Annotated in this window: 1 protein-coding gene; it reads left to right on the top strand. The window is 57.8% G+C overall.

Translation table 11 applies throughout. The features are described from left to right. Window positions 1-416: 416 nt before the first annotated feature. Window positions 417-18,689: an Ig-like domain-containing protein gene (locus WH279_RS20000; protein WP_339458154.1), complete on the top strand. Its 18,273-nt coding sequence runs from the start codon at window positions 417-419 to the stop codon at window positions 18,687-18,689. Window positions 18,690-18,788: the final 99 nt, after the last annotated feature.

Below are 18,788 nucleotides of genomic sequence, written 5' to 3'. Positions count from 1 at the left end.
GGTTTTATAACAAAAAGTGTCTAAACGGCCATCGTAAAAATATTTTTTCTGTTAACTAAATCAAATCATTAATCAGTGCCCACATTATTTTTCAGCATTTTTTGGCAATTAACCGGCTACTGTACTAAACCTTTAAATCAAAATAATTAATCATATCGATAAATTTTAATCAAATCATACATTCATTTTATTAATTATATGTGAATGAGGAATTAAACAAAAAATAAGTCAATTTCAGCAAATTTAAGCCATTTTTTTCAGGGAGAGTCTCTCTCTGACTGTGCATCAGGTGAAAAGTAGCGCTCAACACGGCGTGAAAATATTTTGTTTAAGGCGAGCTAAAGGTGAAGTTTTTTTTCACTTTTATCGCGTTGAACTTTTAAATCCTGTTATCTGATGTACATGAGGTTACTAAAATGGCACAGCTCAATGATGGCCGCGTAGACATTCTCTCACGCGACGACGGCTCTATTCTCTCCCAGGCCAATGCGGGCTCGTCCAGGAACGTTATCCTTAATCAACCCAGCATCGTAAAAGTGCATGGCACGCGCGAAATGGTGGCCGAATACGAGCGCCAGGGTAACGACCTCATTCTGCACATGAAAGATGGCACCACCGTGCGCTATCAGCAGTTCTTCTTGGATGACGTGGATGGCGATCACAGCGAACTGGTGTTCGATGACGGGGTGAATCCGCCGGAACACGCTCTGTTCCCGCTGACCAGCGAGTTTGCCGATGCGCAGACCGCGATGGTCATCACGCCGCAGTATGAATCTCTGGGAAGTATTGAACCTCTGCTGCTGGCCGATACCGGGGCGGGCCCCGGCCTTGTCACCGCTGCCGGTCTGGGTGCGCTTGGCCTGGTAGGGCTGGGTGCTGCCGCACTGGGTGGTGGCGGTGGTGGTGGTGGTGGTGATGATGGCGGTAACGGCGGTGGGACGAACCCTCCCAATCCTCCTAACCCTCCTGCTAACGCGCCGACACTGACCATTGGCACCTTCGCGGGCGATAACGTATTGAGCGCCGCAGAAAAAGAGACCACTCAGCTGTTAAGCGGCACCACCACCAACGTGCAAGCCGGACAAACGGTAGTGATCGTGCTGAACGGCGTCACCTATAACGCCACCGTGCAGGCTAACGGTAGCTGGAGTGTGGCGGTGCCCGTTTCGGCCTTAGAGGCGCTGGCAAACGGCTCGGCGACCATTTCAGCCTCGGTGAGCAACACCGCAGGCCAGTCGGCTAGCGATACGCATAACTTCACTGTTGAAGTCTCTCCGGCGGCAAACGTGCCTCAGATTGCCATTGGTATTTTTGCCGGTAACGATGTGCTCGATGGCGCGGAAAAACTGACCTCACAAACCCTGAGCGGCACGACCGTTAACGTGCAACAGGGGCAAACCGTTACCGTTACGCTGAACGGAAAAACCTACACCGGAACGGTGGATGCTGACGGCGTATGGAGCGTGTCGGTGCCGGCGGCCGATCTTGCGCTGTTGTCTACTGGCAGTGCGACGATTTCTGCCAGCGTGACCAATACGGGGGGCACGTCTGCCACTGCGACTCACAATTTCAACGTGCAGGAAAGCACCACCCCAAGCGTCAGCATTACCTCGCCGGTCAGTGACGATGGCTATCTCAGTGCGAATGAAGCACAGGGCACGCTCACCCTGAGCGGGTCGGCGAGTGGCGTACCGGTGGGCACTGCCGTGTCTGTAACCCTGGGGGGGGTAAGTTATCCTGCTGTCACTCAGGCAGGCGGCAGCTGGACGGTAACGGTGCCGTCAGCCGACCTGCAACAACTCCCGCAGGGCTCGAATCTGATTGTTGCCAGCGTTACGCTACCTAATGGCACCCTCATTGAAAACAGCACCACTGTCTCGGTGGATGTCATCACCACTGCGCCAGTCGTGCAGGTCGATCTGCCGTTTGGCGATGGTGTGTTAAGCGGAACGGAAATCGGTCAGCCGCAGACTGTGACCGGGACGACCGGCGTGACGGGCCCTAATCAGACGGTTTCCATCGATTTTAACGGTGAGAAATACCCCGGTACGGTCAATAACGACGGAAGCTGGAGTGTCACTATTCCGGCGGGTTCAGTGACCGATCCCACGCAAGGGACATTACCTCTGGTGGTGAATATCACCGATCCGGCGGGTAACACGGGCAGCAGCACAGTTCAGGTGACGGTGGATAATACGCCTCCGGTTGTCACTGTCGCGCCGTTTGACAGTGCGCTGAATGCCACTGACATCACGCAACCGCTGACAATCACCGGCAGCAGCGTTGGCGGTCAATCGGTGACCGTCTCTCTGGATGGTCAGACGTATACCGCTTCAGTGAATCCCGACGGTAGCTGGAGTGTGAATATTCCGGCTTCGGCGTTACAACAGCTCGATCAGGGGAGTAACGACCTGATTGTCACCTCTACCGACAAATACGGTAATACCTCCGCTGAAACCACCCTCCCGCTGAGTGTGGATACCGTGGCACCGACGGGCGTTACGCTGACACCTGTCACCGGTAATGGCGATAACTACGTTTCCGCTGATGAACTGGGCACCCTGACTATCAGCGGGACGGCGGAATCGGGCAGTATCATTCGCGTCTTCATCGGTGACCGGGAACTGAGCCTGACCGGCAATGCGAATGGCAATAACGAATGGAGCATTGTGGTTTCTGACGCCGACAAGGCCGCTCTGGCCGACGGCAGTTACCCAATAAGAGTGGAAGCGTCCGATGCGGCAGGTAACGTGACGACGGCATACGGGAATGTCACTCTCGCCGTTGAACCGGGCAGCCAGCCGTTGATCGAGGTGAATACTTTTGCCGGAGACAACGTTCTGCAAAATGCCGAACTGGGTGTGGATCAGGAATTGAGTGGCCGGGTGCTCAATGTTGAGCAGGGCCAGCCCCTGATTGTCACGTTCAACGGCGAGCAATACCCGACGACCGTGCTGGCGGGGGGATTATGGCATGTCACCATTCCTGCCGATGCACTGGCAGGCCTGACTAACGGCGAATCTGTGAATTACGGTGTGTCCGTGTCCAATGCTGCCGGCGTCACCGCTCTGTTTGGCGGCAGTTATCCCGTGATTAACGATCCGTTAGCCGTGACGCTGGCGATTGCGCCGGTCGGTGGCGATAACTGGATCAACGCGTCGGAAGCCGGGTCACCGGTGACTGTCAGCGGCAGTAGTCAGGGCGTGCCGCAGGGCACCCTGCTCACCGTGACGTTTAACGATAAATCCTACACTGCCACCGTGGGTGCAGACGGTAAATGGACCACTGAAATTCCGCCTGCTGACTTCGTTGGGGTCGCTAACAATACTTATGATATTAAGGTCGAAGTTGCCACCGATCCTGGCATCAGCGCCACGCTGAACATTGGGGTGCAGGCCAACTTCCCGGACAATGTCACTGTCAACGCTGCCTTTGGTGGCGACAATATCCTTAATCTGACCGAATCAACCACACCGCAGACGATCACCGGTAACACCGGATTGACACTGCCGGATCAGACGGTCACCGTTGAGATAAACGGCACCTCCTATAACGCCACGGTGAACCCTGCCACGGGCGCCTGGAGTGTTAACTTACTCCCTGCTGATTTAGCGTTGCTGCAGCAGGGCAGCAACAATGTGATCGTGACGGTGCGCGATGCCGCAGGAAATGAAGTTATCCATAATGCCAGCGTCAGCGTGGACACACTCGCGCCAGACCTGAATGTCGGCGCGGTAGCGGGGGACGGGGTGATCAACCGCACCGAACAGGGCCAGCCGCTGCCGCTTTCCGGGACAGCAGACCCGTTGAGCACCATTACGGTAGTACTTAACGGCGTGACCTACCGTACTGCCGCCGATGCGGATGGCAACTGGAGCGTCAATATTGCGCCATCGACACTGCAAACGCTCGCCGATGGTAAATATGATATCAGCGTCACGGCTCGCGACAGCGGCGGCAATGAAACGACGACGCTGACCCCGGTCACCATCGATACAGCTTCACCGACAGTGACCGTTGCACCCGTTTCCGGCGACGGTTATCTCAATGCGCTGGAGCACAATGCGGCGCTGGCCATTACCGGGACTACCGAGCCGGGTGCCACGGTGGTGGTGAGCGTCAATGGCGTTGATTACCCCGCCACGGTGGATGCTGGTGGTAACTGGACCGCAACCCTTCCCGCGAACGTCGTTACCGGCCTGGCTGACAACACCTACACCGTGACTGCGACGGCCACCGACCCCCTGGGCAACAGCGGCAGCAGCAGCCAGCCACTGACGGTGATTGCGGCCAGCGGTTCACTCCCGAGCGTCACCGTTGGTGCATTTGCGGGCGATAATATCCTCGATGGCGCGGAAAAAGGGCTGTCTCAGTTTGTCACCGGGACCACCACGAATGTCCAGGCCGGTCAGACGGTCACTGTCAGCCTCAATGGTGCAAATTACACCGGTCAGGTACTGTCAGATGGCAGCTGGAGTGTGCTGGTTCCGGCTTCGGCGCTGCATAATCTGGCGAATGGCACCGATAATTATACCGTCAGCGTCAGCGATGTCGCCGGTAACCCGGCCAGCACTAATGGCAGCTTCACCGTTGATAATACCTTCAGCGCCATCGCCATCGGAGTAATCAGCGACGACAATACGCTGAACGCCAGTGAGGCGCTGTTGCCGCTGTCGATCCACGGTTTCAGCCGCTTTGTGGCCACAGGCAGTTCGGTATCAGTATCGTTCCGCGGAAAATCCTATCTTACCACCACCAACAGCGACGGCAGCTGGACGGTCACGGTTCCACCAGCAGACCTCACGAACCTGACCAACACCACGCTGTTAGTCACTGCCAGCACCGTTGATGTCAATGGCAATACCATCACCGTTGAGCACTCACTCAACAGTGAAGTGCTTCCGGGCTTCCTGCCGGAGATCAACCCGCTGTTTGGTGATGATTATCTCAATGCTGCCGAGGCGAGTAGTGCACAGACCATCAGTGGGTCGTCGGGCGTTGAGGGCGCAGGTCAGACGGTGAACGTGCTGATTGGCGGCATCACCTATACCGGTACAGTGGATGCGCTGGGTAACTGGAGCGTATCGGTACCGTCTGCCACGCTGCAAAACCTGCCGCAGGGCCCAAATACTGTCTCCGTGACGCTGGGTGATAATGCGGGCAACAGCGTTAAAGTCGATACCGACTTTACCGTGGATACTGTGGTACCGGTGGTCACGCTGGATCCGGTAGCGGCCGATAACCGCATTAACCTTGAAGAACAGAACGAGATACAGACCATCGGTGGGTCAGGTACGCAGGGTGACCGTATCAGTGTCACACTGAACAACCAGACGTATGACGTTGTCGTGGATGGCACCGGGCACTGGGAGATCGAGCTGCCGGTTAACGTGCTGAAAGCGCTGACCGCGAGCAGCTATGAACTGCAGGTCACCAGCACCGATGAAGCCGGCAACGTGACCACCGTGGTCCGTACCATTGAGGTGGATATCACTCCGCCGCCAGTGACCGTTAATGCGGTTTCCGGGGGCTATATCAATGCCGCAGAGTCTATCCAGCCGCTGACGGTGACCGGCACCGGTGAAGCCGGCAATGTTATCCGCGTGGAGCTGGCGGGAACCACGGTTACGACCGTGGTCGGTGCCGACGGGTCCTGGTCTGCCCTGATCCCGGGCAACGTGGTGGCCGGGGTGACTGATGGCGACTATACGCTCTCGGTGACAGCCGTTGATCCGGCGGGCAACACGACTATCACCAGCACCCCGCTGGTCGTGGATACCGGGGTACCGTCCATTGTTGTCAACAACGTCACGCCGAATAACAGTGTTGACGGCGCTGAACAGCAGGTGGACCAGATGATCACCGGTACGGCTTCCAATGTGGAAGCCGGGCAGACCCTGACGCTGACGCTGAGTGGCAATGGCGCGACGTACACCACCACCGCTCTCATTCAGTCCGGCGGCGGCTGGCAGGCCAATCTGCCAACAGAGGTGCTGGAGGGGCTGGCGAACGGATCGTACACCCTGACCGCCAGTGTCACCGACAAAGCGGGCAATACCGGCACCACGGATAAAACCTTCAACGTCGATGACACGCAGCCCGCAATTGCCGTCAGCCCGATCAGTGACGATGGCTACCTCAACTTCGCTGAGTCTCAGGTGGCAGAGGGGCTGGATATCATTCTGACCACGCTGAATGTGCCTGCTGACAGCAGAGTGACCTTCAGCTTTAATGGCATCCCGTATGATGGCATATTGCAGCCTGACGGAACCTGGCTGGTCAACATTCCGCGTGCTGACGTGGGAGCGTTGACCAATGGCACCGTAACGGGTGTCGCGACCGTTTACGACAGCAGTGATAACCCACTGGCCACCAGCAACGCCTCGCTGATTGTGCATGTCACCAACCTGCCGAACCCAACGCTGGATACGCCGTTTGGCGATAATACGCTCACCAATGCTGAAGCACTTACCGGGCAGACCCTGACGGGCACCACCGGGGAACTGGGCGACGGTCAAAGAGTAATCATTAACATCGGCAACAGTGCGTTTGAGGCCACCGTTAACAGCTCCGGCGTCTGGACTCTGGTGCTGACCACGCAGCAGTTACTGGATTTGGATCCGAAGGGGGCGTCTTCCATTCTGGTTACGGCGATTGATGTGGCCGGGAACAGCGCCGAAGCCGGGCCGTCATCCGTCACGATTGCCACCGATCTGCCTTCTCTGACGCTGGGTACCATCGCCGAAGATGGCATTATCAATGCCACCGAACAACAGGCACCGCTGGTGATTGAAGGCACCACCGCTGCGGGTAATACCGTGGTGATCACGCTGGAGGGTAAAACCTATAACGCGGTATTCGGCAACAATGGCAGCTGGACGGTAACCATCCCACCTGCTGACCTGGCCCTGCTGCAAGACGGTGGCTACGATGTCACTGTTACCGTCACCGATCCGGCAGGCAACAAAACGGTGGATACTGAGGTGGTGATTGTTGATACCGCCGCGCCAACGTACACCCTCGATCCGATCGGTGGTGACGGCATCATCGATCGCGTTGAGGTGACGCAGCCACTGGATATCACCGGTAGCGGCACCATTGGGGACAGCGTCAGCGTCACCCTTGGCGGCACCACGCTGGATACCACGGTAGGCAGTGACGGCAAGTGGTCGGTCACCTTCCCGGTGACCACGCTCGATAATCTCGATCAGGGGCAGAACCCGGTCACCATTGTGGTCACCAATCCGGAAGGCAACAGCGTGACGCAGAACACCTCGGTGATTCTGGATACCGCTGTATCCAACGCGCTGCTGGTGAACCCGGTCGCGGGTGACGATGTGGTTAATGCACTGGAAGCGGCCGCAGGTCTGACCGTTACCGGTAGCGTACCGGACGGCACCACCAGTGTGGTGGTCACCTTTAATAACCAGTCTTATAACGCCACCGTCGGGCCTGATGGTCTGTGGAGCGCCACCATTCCGTCCACGGCCCTCGCAGGGCTGGCCGACACGGGTTATACCGTGACGGTGGTTGCAACACCATCGGTCGGTGACAGCGTGACGGTCACACGTCCGATTGTGCTGGACACCACGCCACCTGATTTTATGATCACTCCGGTATCTGATGGCTATCTGAATGGCACTGAGCTGGCGCAACCTCTGGCGATCACGGGGACCGGTACGCCTGGCGACAGCGTGCGCGTCACGTTGAACGGCAAGGTTTATCTGACCACCGTGGGCAACGACAACAGCTGGGCGGTGAGCGTGCCGACCGGCGATCTGGCGGCCCTGAACAGCGGTACCAACACCGTCAGCGTGGTAGTGAAAGACCCGGCAGGCAACACCTCAGCCAGCAGCAGCAATTTCACTGTTGACACGCTTGCACCATCGTTGGCGCTGGATCCTGTCACAGGCGACAATATTATCAACGCCAGCGAGCAGCAAAATGGTATCGCCATCAGCGGTACGGGTGAAAATGGCGCAGCCATTGTGGTGACGCTGAATGGCAAAACTTACGAGACCACCGTTGGGGTTAACGGCCTGTGGTCGGTAGAGGTGAATGCAACTGACCTCGGCGCTCTCACGGGCAACAGCTACCCGGTCAGCGTTACGGAAACCGATCTGGCCGGCAACAAAACTACCCAGACGACCACGGTGCAGATCAATACCTCGCAACCGACGATTACGGTTGATCCGTTTACCGGCAACGATATTGTTGATGGTGCAGAGCAGCATGTCAGCCAGAAACTGACCGGGACCACTACCAACGTGGAAGAAGGTCAACTCGTTACCCTCGCGCTGAACGGCGTCACTTACAGTGGCGTGGTACAGGCGAGCGGCGCATGGAGCATTACGCTTCCCGCGACGGCGCTGGAAGCATTAAGCAACGGACAGCAAACCTATGTGGTTTCTGTCAGCAACAGTGCCAATACAGCGATTGAACAAACCGGAAGCTTTGAGGTGAACAACCTGCTTTCGGGCCTGGCAATCAATCCGATCAGCGGTGATGGTTTCCTCAATGCACAGGAGGCGGCTCAGCCGCTGGAAATCAGCGGTACTTCAGCTAACTTCACGGTCGGTACTCTGCTGACGGTCAGCGTGGGTGGTACCGACTTCCCGGTCACCGTTGGCGCAAATGGTCAGTGGACATTAACCTTGCAACCGGGGGCTATCCCCTTAGTGGATGGGCCGCTGACGGTAACCGTGAGTGGCACTGATGCGACAGGTTCGGCAGTGACCAGCAGCAGCTCTCTGGAAGTTCACGTGACGAATCTGCCCAACGTGGTGGTTGATGCACCGTTCGGTGATAGCGTCCTGAATGCGACAGAGGCAGGCAGTACGCAAACCCTGACCGGCTCCACCGGTATCCCTGGCGACGGTCAGACGGTCACCATCACACTGGCAGGTATCACTTATACCGGCACGGTTGACGCTAACGGCAACTGGAGCGTGGCAATCCCGGGTACCGCGTTATCCGCTTTACAGCAGGATGGCAATTCGCTCGATGTGTTGATCACCGATGCCGCGGGCAACCCGGCTGAGCTCACCGTACCGTTTAACGTTGATACCCTGGCGCCGGCGGTCACCGTTGATGTGATAGCGGGTGACGGTGTGCTGAATGCCGCAGAGCGGGGCGCCGATCTGGCGGTTTCCGGAACGGGTGAAAATGGCAGCAGCATTGTTGTGACGCTGAACGGCGTCACTTATCCGCCGGTAGTGGTGAGCGGCGGAATCTGGACGGTAAACGTTCCTGCAGAAGATTTACAGGCCATTCCGGACGGCAGCTACGCGGTGAGTGTGACGGCGACGGATGCGGCGCAGAACAGCAGTGCCCCTGTCACCAGCACGCTGGTGGTGAAAGCGGATGCGGCGGATCTCCCCACGATTACGATTAATACCTTTGCCGGCAACAATATCGTTGATGGTGCTGAACAGCAGAGCAGTCAGTTGTTGTCCGGTACAACGACAAATGTTGAGCAGGGACAGACGGTGACCGTCACCCTGGGTTCGCAGGTCTATAACCCGGTTGTACAGTCAGATGGCAGCTGGAGCATCAGCATTCCGTCCGGTACCTTGCAGAACGGCACACCAACCATTACTGCCGCGGTGAGTGATGCTGCGGGCAACCCAGCCAGCAACACTCTCACTATCACGGTGAACACCCTTGCCTCGGGGATCAGTATCGATCCGATCAGCGACGGTTATCTCAGTGCCGATGAGGCTCAGCAGTCGCTGATCGTTACCGGTCATACCGCCAACGTGGCGACGGGCACCCCGGTGTCAGTATTGATTAATGGTCAGACCTTTACCGTGAACGTGGGTGCCGGTGGCGTGTGGAGTGCGCTGGTACCGGCAAGTGCGCTGGCGGGCCTGGCTGACGGCCAAACCATTGTTTCTGCCAGTACGCTGGATGCCAACGGTAATCCGGTTGCCAGTAACGCCACACTGAACGTGGTTGTCCATAATCTGCCGCAAATCAGCGTCGATATCCCGTTTGGCGATGGCGTACTGAACGCCAGTGAAGCGGCACTGGGGCAGACGTTGTATGGCACCACGGGGGTGGCGGGGGCAGGACAAACGGTGTCCGTGCTTATCGGCACCACCACCTATACCGGCACGGTGGATACTAACGGTAACTGGAGCATTCCTTTGCCGTCGGCAGTCTTGCAAGGTCTGCCGCAGACAGGGGCAGATCTGGCCGTTACGGTCACGGATGTGGCAGGCAACAGCAGTAGCCAGACGGTGACGGTCGGTGTGGATACGGTCGCACCAACGATTACGCTGGATCCGATCGCCACTGACGGTGTGATCAACACTACTGAAGCCGCGCAGGGCGTCACCATCAGCGGGGGCAGTACCGGGGCGCAGGAAGGCCAGACAGTCAGCGTGGTGTTCAATGGACAGACATACACTACCACCGTCGATGATCAGGGGAACTGGAACCTGACTATTTCGGCCGATGCCCTGACCGGTGTTGCCAACGGCAGCTATACGCTGACGGCCACCGTGACGGATGCCGCAGGTAACAGCACCCCTGTCAGTACCAACGTGACGCTGGCTACCGGCGCACTGCAGCCAACGATTAACCTCCCGTTTGGCGATGGTTATCTCAACAATAGCGAAGCGACTGATCCTGCCGGGCAGTCCCTCACGGGCACCACCGGCGCGATCGGTGCCGGGCAGACGGTGATTGTTACCATCGGCAGCCAGGCGTTCCCTGTTACGGCAGACATTAACGGTAACTGGACGCTACCCCTGAGTACCACACAGTTGCAGGCCCTCGGCGAGGGCAGCCTGCCCATCAGCGTGGACGTGACCAATGCGCAGGGCAACACGGGCAGCATCAGCAGTTCCGTTATCGTTGATCGGACTGCGCCAACGCTGAGCCTGGATCCGGTTGCCGGTGATAACGTGATTAACGGCACTGAAATTCTGCAAACCGTGACCATCAGCGGCACGGCATCGCCGGATGAAGCAGGCCAGCAGGTTAGCATCACCTTTAACGGTAACCAGCCTGCTTACATTGCGATTGTGCAGGAGGATGGTAGCTGGCGCTTTGATCTGCCGGGTAGCGTAACGCAGAACCTGGCCGACGCCAGTTATACGGTCACTGCCACGCTGACCGACAAAGCGGGTAACACCTCGTTGGTGGCCACGGAAACCGTCGACGTGAGGGCCGCTGCAGGCGATCTGCCGTTGATCACCATTGATGCGATCACGGGTGATGACTATCTCAACACCAGTGAAGTGGGTCAGGCACTGCAGTTAAGCGGGACCACCACCAATGTTGCTGATGGCCAGATGGTAGAGATTACCTTTAACGGACAGACGTTTTACGCTGAAGTTAACGGCGGAGTATGGAGTTACCTGGTACCGGCTACGGCAGTGGGAAGCATTGCGGATGGCCCGCAGCAGGTGAGTGTCTCGGTTAACGATATCTACGGTAATGTAGCCGATGATACCCGTGACTTTACCGTTATCGCGCGCGGTGACGATCTGCCTTCCATTACCATCAACCCGGTCACCAGTGATGACATGGTGAACTACAACGAGTCACGCGATCCGAATGGCGTCATCATCACCGGTAGCAGCCAGCATATTCCGGAAGGTGACACCATTATCGTGCGCGTGAATGGTAAAGACTATACGGCAACCGTGGACAGCGACGGTAACTGGACAGCGACGATCCCACAGACTGATGCGCAAAATCTGCCGCAGAACAGCAATGCCATTACTGCCAGCGGTAACGACATCGCAGGCAATACCGCGACGGCCAATGAGAGCTTTACCGTTCATACTCAACCGCCACTACTGGAAATCGACGCTAACCTGGTGACGGACGGTGTGCTCAGCCTGGCGGATGCTCTGGCGGGGCTGGTGTTGTCAGGCAATACAGCGCCGAATCTCAACGTTGAGATCACCCTTGGGACCAATGTCTACAGCGTGCTCTCCGATAACCTGGGCAACTGGAGTACCACCATTCCAAGTGCTGATTTGCTGGCATTGGTGGACGGTGACCTGGGGCTCAGTGTCTCCGTGAAGGATGCGTACGGCAACACCACAGAACAAATTATTGACGTCAACGTGGCGGTGAACGCCCTCACGGAACTGACCCTGGAGACGCCATTCGTTGATGGCTTCCTTAACAGTACCGAAGTTTTAGTTGATCAGACGATCCGGGGCACGGTGGATAATCTGCCGAACGGTGCCAGCCTGGTGGTGACTGTCGGGACACAGACTTACTCCCCTGTGGTTCTGGATGGTCTGGGGGGATGGTCGGTGACTATCCCGGCCGCCGATCTGGCCGCGATGGGCAATGGTGTTATTCAGGTCAGCGTATCAACAGTGGATGCGGTCAACCCGGTGAGCGTATCGGCCGATGCCGAGCTGATACTGACCAATACGCTTAACCCGGTGATCAACCAGCCGTTTGTTGATGGTCTGCTGGATGTGGCCGAAGCCGCAGTGTCGCAGACGCTGACAGGCACGACAGGTGTGATCGGTGCAGGGCAGACTATCGTTCTGACGATTAACGGCAACGTCTATGCCGCCAGTGTTGATGCAAACGGTGTCTGGACGGCCAACTTAACCCCGACACAGCTGCTTGCTTTGGGCAACAGCACGGGGGCAGGCCATGAGATTGTGATTGTGGTCGGCGATGCGGCGGGCAATACGGCATCAACCTCGCTGGACTTCCCCGCGATTGTCACCGGATTACCGACGGTCACCCTCGATCCGCTGTCGCTGGCGGGTAACGGTATTTTGACGCTGAATGAAGTCGCTGGCGGGATCACGTTGGGGGGGAATGTGACCTTTAACGGCGATCCGGCTAACACCCATGTCATTGTTAATGTGAACGGTACGCCGATTGAGGCCATCATCAACGGTGATGGCACCTGGAGTCTGCCGCTGTCGGGTGGCGTATTAGCCACGCTGCCGGACGGCAACTGGCCAATTACGGTGACGGTGACGGATGGCGTGGGCAACGTCGGGATCCCGGCAGATGCATCGCTGACCGTGGCGATTAACGATGTGCCCGTTCCGACGATTACCCCTCCGTTCGTTGATGGCCTGCTCAATATTGCGGAAGCCGCGGTCGATCAGGTGTTGAGGGGATCGACGGGGGTATTAGGTGCGGGTCAGACGGTCACCGTCAGTATTGACGGCGCGGCAGCCGTGCCTGCCGTCGTTAATGCCAATGGTAGCTGGTCGTTGGATCTCAGCACCGGCCTGTTGTCTGGTCTGGCCAACGGTGAACACACCATTACCGTGGTGGCGACTGACGCCTACGGCAATGAGGCGGAGGTCGATGGCAGCTTTGATGCACTGCTGACGCTGCCTGTGCCGACCATTGTTAATCCGTTTGGCGACGGGCTGGGTATCGCGGAAGCGGCAGGTACCCTCATCGTGACCGGCACCACCGGCATTCCCGTCGTGTCTGGGCAGGACCAGACGGTTAAGTTGAAAGTGGATGTCAATGGCGTGGTTTACGACGGCGTGGTACAGCCAAACGGTGACTGGTCAGTCACGCTGCCTGCCGGGGCGCTGAATGGCCTGAATAACGACCCTCATCAGATTAGCGTGACGGTGATTGATGCGGCAGGCAATGAGGCGACGAAAACGCTCGACTTCAATGCCTATCTGACATTGCCGCAGCCTACGCTGGAAGTGCCATTTGATAATGGCTACCTCAACGTGGCAGATCTGGCGGGTACAGTCTTGAGCGGCACCACCGGCGCGGTTGGCGCAGGGCAAACCGTCACCGTGATCTTCAATGGTAATATCCCTATTCCAGCCATTGTTGACGCCAACGGTAACTGGACGGCCACGCTCACACCGGGCGAACTCGCCGATATTGTGACAACTCAAGGCCCTCACACCCTTCAGGTCAGCGTGACCGATCCGGGGGGCAACACCAATACCCTCACCGAAGGCTTTATCATCGATACGGCTGCCCCGGTAATTAACGGACTGACCTTCGCTGGCGATAATGTCCTCAACTACGTCGAAAGCCTGAATACGCAGACGCTGACCGGGATTTCCAATCCTGCTGATGCGGGGGCCACCGTTACGCTGAGCATTGGTGCTCAGACCTTAACCGGCCAGGTGGGTGCCAACGGAACATGGACAATTAATGTCGGGGTGACGGATCTCGCTGCACTGGTGGCCGCAGGCGGTAATTACACGGTGTCCATTACTGACGTTGCGGGCAATACCACCAGCGTTAATGGCGCTGTCGGGTTAAACCTCAGCCCAACGCTTGACGGTTACATTACGCTGGCACCGATCGGCGGCGATAACATTATCAATGTGGCCGATGGCCCTAATACCCTTATCAGCGGGACGCTCAACAACGTCCCTCTGTCGCTGGGCGGGCAGATCACCATCACGGTGGGTGGCACTCTGGTCGATACAATTACGGTCGATGCGCTGCGCCTGAACAATGAGTTTACTTCCCAGACGCTGGTGAATGCGGACCTTCCGGCGGGTTCACAGCAGGTGGTGGTGACCTTTACGCCGACCGCTGGCGACCCTGTTGTCGCCAACACGACGGTTCTGATTGATATCACTGCGCCTACTGTGACGATCACGCAATTTGCCGGAGATAACATTCTCACCGTGGCGGAAGCGGCCACATCGCAGACGATTACCGGTACCTCATCGGAAATTGGCAGCACGGTTTCTGTGACGCTCGGAACCAAAACCTACACCGCCGTGGTGCAGGCTGGCGGCTCCTGGACGGTTAACGTGCCGTCTGCCGATCTGCAAGGGCTGGCTCAGGATGTTACCAGCATCAGCGCCAGCGTGAAGGATGCGGCGGGTAATACCGGGTCTGCGGTACTTAACAATGTGATTGTGGATACTGTCGCGCCATCGTTGCTTAATGTAGACGCCTTGCTGGGTGATAACGTCATCAACGCGACTGAATCACTGCTGACGCAGACGCTGACGGGGACAGTGTCGGGAGCCGATGGTCAAAATATTTATGTTTACCTCGGTAACAGCACTGTTCCTCTGGCGCAGGGAACCGTCCTCAACGGTGCCTTTAACCTTGAGCTGACGCCGACGGCGATCGGCGCCCTGTTGCAGGGCGGTAACGTGCTGACGGTGAAAGTGGCGGATGACCATGGCAACCAGACCAGTGCCGCCATCACCATTAACAAAGTGTTCAACAGCCTGCTGGGGCTGACGGTTGATACCGTGTTTGGCGATCCTGCGGGCTCCGGGGGTTACCTGAATGCGGTTGAGGCTGGCCTCAGTCAGCTGATCACCGGTACTGCGGTGTCCGCAGCGGGGGGATTGGTGTCACTCACGCTGCTCAGTGGTCAGGTCCTGACCGCCACTGTCGGTCAGGATGGTAAATGGTCTCTGGCATTGCCGCCGGCGGCGCTGGCGACCTTGCAGGAAGGGGCCAATACGCTGAATCTGGTGGTGACTGACGTCGTCGGTAACGTTGCCAGCGCGACGACATCGGTCACCACGATTGTCAATAATGTGCCGGTGGTTAACACGCTGACCAACCTGTTTGGCGACAACAACGTGCTTAACCTGCTGGAAGCGCAGGCCGGACAGACCATCGGCGGCACATTAAATGCGGTGGCTGGCTCGGTTGTTACGGTGACGCTGGGCGCTAAAGCGTATACCACCACCGTGCAGGCGGGCGGCGGCTGGAACGTGAATCTCTCCGCCACCGATCTGCTGGCGCTCGGGAATGGCAATGTGTCGCTGGGCGTAAAAGTGGTCGACCCGGCGGGTAACGTTGCCAGTAATAGCACCAGCATCACTGTTGCGACGATCAAGCCAGAGATTATCCTCAACCCAATCCTGGGTGACGGCTTACTGAATATTGCCGATTTGAGCAATGTCGCCAGTCAGCTGGTCAGCGGTACGGTGAAAAATGTGGCGGCCGGTACCATCATCAAAGTGATGATCGGGACAACTGAGGTTGACGCGACGGTTGATGCCAATGGTAAGTTCAGCGCGGGCCTGACTCTGGGTCAGTTGCAGGGGCTGCAGTCCGGGCTGCTGGATATCAGTGCCTCGGTGAAAGACAGCCTGTCCGGTAATGAGTCCACCCTTAATGTTGTGGGCGGGCTGCAGGTCAGTCTGACTCCGCCAAGCCTGTCGTTGAACCAGACGCAGCTGTTCGGGGATGGCCTGCTGAATGCGGCGGATGCACTGGTTAATCAGCTGATCAGCGGCACCACCACGGCGGGGGCGCGTGTCGTGGTCACTGTTGGTGACAGCACCACGCCACTGCTCTCCGGCACGGCAGGGACTGACGGGGCCTTTAACCTGGCGCTGACACCATCGGCGCTGGCGACCCTGTTAGACGGCGGTGTCACCCTTAAAGTGACCGTCACCGATACGGCGGGTAACAGCAGCAGCAGCACACTGGCGGGGACGGTGGGCATTCATGCCTTGCCATCGGTTACCCTGAACCCGCTGTTTGGCGATGGGGTATTAAGTGTGACAGAGGCCCTCTCTTCGTTAGGGCAGCTGTTAAGTGGTCATGTCAATAATGTCCCAACCGGTACCCTGGTCAGTATTAAAGTCGGTGGCCTGACTTTACAGGGGAGCACTGACTCTAACGGCAACTTCGGTGTGACACTCACATCGGCGCAGTTGCTGGGTCTGGCGACGGGGGGACTGACGGTGTCAGCAACCGTGACCGATGCGGTAGGCAATGTGGGCAGCAGCAGTGTCGGCGTCACCATCGGGGTGCATGTGGCACCGACGGTCACCGTAGGCACGCTGTTTGGTGATGGCGTTCTTAACGCCGCTGAGCTGGCGACAGCGCAGACCATCAGCGGTACCTCCACCAATGCGGTGGCGGGTTCAACGGTGAGCTTTACCCTGAATGGTATTGCTTACAGTACGACGGTGGGCAGTAACGGCAACTGGAGTATCAGCATTCCGAAAACCGCGCTGGCTGCCATACCGGACGGTCCGTTGACCATCACCGCCAACCTGGCTGACCCGTATGGCAATACCGCGTCCGGCAGCAACAGCGCCAGCGTGATTGCGCACAATACGCCGACCATCACCTTTGGCACGCTGTTTGGCGATGGGGCACTGAATGCGGTGGAAGCGCAGACGGCGCAAACCATCTCCGGTACTGCGTTTAATGCCGAAGGTTCGACCATTCTGGTTAACGTCGGGTCGAAGACCTACAGCACGGTGGTCGCCGCCAACGGCAGCTGGAGCGTTTCGGTGCCGTCGGTGGATCTGAAAGCATTGCCGGATAACACGGCGTCAATCAGCGCCAGTGTGATCAACGGGGCCGGTACCAGCAGCGGCACGATTACGGTTCCGGTGATTGTCGGTACTCACAGCACGCCGACGGTGACGTTGAGCAATACCGCGGGCTTCAGCGATGGTTACTTCAACCTTGCTGAATCCGGTACCGCACAAGTCATTACCGGGACGTCCACCAGTGCAGCGGGGGGCCGGGTCACTGTCAATATTGAAGGGATTTCATACACTGGCACGGTAGCCGCTAATGGGACCTGGAGTGTGACCATCCCGGCAGGAGGGCTGACCTCTCTGGCAGATGGGCAGCATACTGCGGCAATCACTGTTGCTGACCGCGCAGGTAACACCAGCAGCACCAGCGCCAGCTTCAACGCCGTGACGCAAAACCTGCCGGCGGTGAGCGTTGATGCGGTTGCCAGTCTGTTGAGTGTCTTGCTGACCGGGCTGACCATTTCAGGAGGAAGCCTGCGTCTGGCGACGGGGACCACGGTGACGATCACGCTGTCGCAAAGCGGGCAAACCCAGACAATGACCACGACGGTAGGTGCTAATGGACGGTACAGTGCGAAGTTCGTCGGGGGGTTACTCAGCACGTTGGATCTCAGCTCGGTGGTCACAGTGACGGCGGTTGATGCCGCAGGTAACCCGGCGACCACCGTCACCACGCTGCTGTTGGGTTCAGTGTTGCCGTTAGCCACCACCGCCTCGGTGATGATGGCGGTGGCCTCCGATGAATCCCTGGCGTCGACGGATACGTCTTCAATCAGTGCGGCCAGCACCAGTGAAGAGAGCACCACCCCCACCGTGCATACGGCGGCGCGTGTGGCCTCAACGCTGGTGACCGACAGCGATACCAGCAGCACCGACCATGCCACCTCCACGGCGGCGGCCAGCACCACGGCCAGCAGTGAAACAGTGGCATCGACGGCAACGGATGACGGCAGCTACACCATTGGCGGGGTCACCATTACGCTGGCGGATGGTCAGACCGTGCACGGCGAATCGGTGACGGGTAGCGTGGGTAACGACACCATCACGGTGAGTTCGCTCGACTTTACGCATATCGATGGCGGCGCAGGGACGGATACCCTGGTACTGAACGGTGAACATATTGCGCTGGATCTCACCTCGCTCGGTCTGAAAGTCGAGCATGTGGAGATTATCGACCTTGGCACCTCGGGCAATAACAGCATTAAGCTGGACTTGAACGAAGCGCTGAATATTACCGATAAACAGAGCGATGACCTGCTGATCAAAGGGACGCTGGGTGACCAGGTGACGCTGGCCAATACCGATGGCGGCGTCTGGGCCACCACCGGGCAACGGACGGTAGAAGGGCAGACCTTTGACGTTTATCACAACTCGGCGCTGTCGTCAGACAACACCCTGGGCGATGTGCTGATCCAGCATAATCTCCAGGTCCATGTCGTATAACGAAAAAATAACCCTTGCGCGGGTCGCATTCCCGCGCAGGACGTCTAAAGTTAAGAAGAAGTGATAGATTGGTAGCGAAACAATCCAACAGCGGCTTCG

This window comes from Erwinia sp. MYb375, from assembly GCF_037479175.1.
GTDB lineage: Bacteria > Pseudomonadota > Gammaproteobacteria > Enterobacterales > Enterobacteriaceae > Erwinia > Erwinia rhapontici.
The sequence above is the reverse complement of the archived record's forward strand: the minus strand, read 5'-3'. Positions and strand labels throughout refer to the sequence as shown.

Bases quoted from the DNA above. Each gene is read 5' to 3' on its own strand.
- WH279_RS20000 (WP_339458154.1), top strand. From the start codon at position 417: ATGGCACAGCTCAATGATGGCCGCGTAGACATTCTCTCACGCGACGAC.